The sequence below is a fragment of the Streptomyces sp. NPDC001450 genome (assembly GCF_053597295.1).
The window spans coordinates 1-1980 of sequence record NZ_JBSFHY010000139.1 but is presented as its reverse complement, the minus strand read 5'-3'; the positions used below and the strand labels follow the sequence as shown (position 1 = coordinate 1980).

2 protein-coding genes are annotated in these 1980 nt (G+C 67.7%); one reads left to right on the top strand and one right to left on the bottom strand.

The features are described from left to right. Positions 1-705: 705 nt before the first annotated feature. Positions 706-993 carry a WhiB family transcriptional regulator gene (locus tag ACWC5O_RS45390; protein ID WP_450592519.1) on the bottom strand — a complete coding sequence of 96 codons (288 nt, stop codon included), beginning with the start codon at positions 991-993 and terminating at the stop codon, positions 706-708. A 336-nt stretch (positions 994-1329) separates the two neighbouring features. On the opposite strand from ACWC5O_RS45390, the gene ACWC5O_RS45385 reads away from it, so the two are divergent. Then, a complete protein-coding gene (locus ACWC5O_RS45385; RefSeq protein ID WP_450781384.1) occupies positions 1330-1686 on the top strand; it encodes a hypothetical protein in 357 nt (118 codons plus the stop codon). Positions 1687-1980: the final 294 nt, after the last annotated feature.

Genomic DNA, 1980 nt, shown 5'->3' with positions numbered 1-1980 from the left:
CGTTCCCACTCGGCATCTGTCAGATCACCCCGCCCCATGTCCACATCAACGACCCGGACATCGAGTAGTCACGTGATCGGCCGGACAACTCCTAGCCCCGCCTGACAAAGTTGCAGGCTCTGGAGGACCGCGCGGTTGCGCCCGGGGAGCAGGTTGTCTGCCGTTCCTTGATGGCCGCGTAAGCGGGACCGGGAAAAGCCCGACGGTGCTTCTCCGGCAGGGACCTGTCGGTGGTGCAACGCCGACTCGACGGAGCTGGCCTGGGCCGATGACCTGCGGTGTGTGGGGCCCGGATCTCGCTGGCCGGGCCCCACAGGGCCAGGAGGACCTGGCACATCGGCATACATCAGCCTACGTCTGCCGTCAGTACTGCTGCTGGGAGGCTGTGTGTGAACGGTCGTGGAGCAGAACCGCCTGCGGGGGGCGGACAAGAGCGTTGAGAGGGTCCCGCGCAACATGCGATCGAAGCGCGGGACCGCCAAGCCCTGCGCTCCTGCCTGAGCCGGGCACTGGACCGTACGAAAAAGCAGTGCGGTTCGCACGCTCATCGGTACAGGAGAGTGACCGTCGCCCGCGGGTGCGCCCTGCTCGTCTGCCGCCAGGCGCACGTGCGGAGACCTCCCAGCATGCGACCTGCGAAATCCACGGGGACCGGCCGTGGGTGGGCACCCGCCGGGACACGGGCCGATTGTGCACACCGGGCAGTCAACCGGCAGCCGACCGCTCGAATGCCTGACGTGCGTCCTCCAGAACCGTCCGCCAGGAGACAACGTCCGGTCGGCGGCGCAGCAAGGACCGGCGCTCGCGTTCGGTCATGCCACCCCACAGGCCGAACTCGATGCGCTCATCGAGTGCTTCGGCCAGGCACTCGGTGCGCACCGCACACCCAGCACACACCGGCTTCGCCCGGTGCTGCTCGGCGCCCTGGCCGAAGAGTTCCTCGGGGTCGGTGCTCCGGCAGGCCGCAAGCTCAACCCATTGCACGCTGGTCATAGTTCCCCCTCAACTTCCCGCTACGACCCTACGCCGCCCACCAGAAACAACGCTCATAAGCTCCGGTCCGCTCAACACAGGTGGGGAGCAAATGCCTGGGCGGGCCCGGGAGGGGGAGCCCGCTGCTGGTGTGTTCTCGTACGGGCGTGCTCTGCCAGGGCCTCAGCCGTGTGGGGCTGAGATGGGTAGCATCCGGCGCAACACACCAGAAACCAAGGAGCGTGAACTGCCGGGGCCGACGAGCCCGCCAGCATCTCTATCCAGGACAGGTACGCATCGCAGTTTGCCGCCGACCTTGAGAAGAACCTTGCCGAACAAGAAGAGCTGCAGGCGCATTTGGAGCGGCTCAGGGCGGAGGAGGCGTGGCTGCGCAGCGTGCAAGTCTCCCTGCCGGCTGCGGAAGCCAGCTTTGCCGACACGGCGCAGACCTCCGCCGCGCCGAACGAGGCCCCCGTCCCGCAGCCGCGGCAGGAGGAAATCAGCGACCCTGCGGCCCCGACGAAGAAGACGGCCCGGGCCAAGAAGGCTGCGGCGGCAAAGGCAACCGCCAAGCCCCCGGCGAAGAAGACCGCGAAGAAGGCGGCCGCCCAGAAGACGGCGGCGAAGAAGACCACGGCCAAGACCGGTGAGGCCCCCTGGGCGCTCTCCTGTTGCGCGTCCTGGCCAACCGACGAAATGGCGCTCGCGGGGTGACGGAATGCGCTGGGCTGAGTCAGCGGGTTGGGTGGTCGTTGTCCGGTCTCGGTGAAGGCGAGGCAGTCCCGCTGAATCTGAGGCATGCAGGTCACGTGTTGCCCGTGAGGAGCGACTCACCCCCAGTCCGGCGGCGGGCAATCGTGGTCCGCGTGGCCGGGTGCACCACCGGTACCGAGCCGGAAGCCCCCGACGATGCCTTCCGTTCTAGTGGTCGTCGCAACACCCCAGCTCAGGGGATGCGATGGACTTCGAGATTCGGGATGAGCGGAAGCCTCAGGGGCCCCGCAGGTT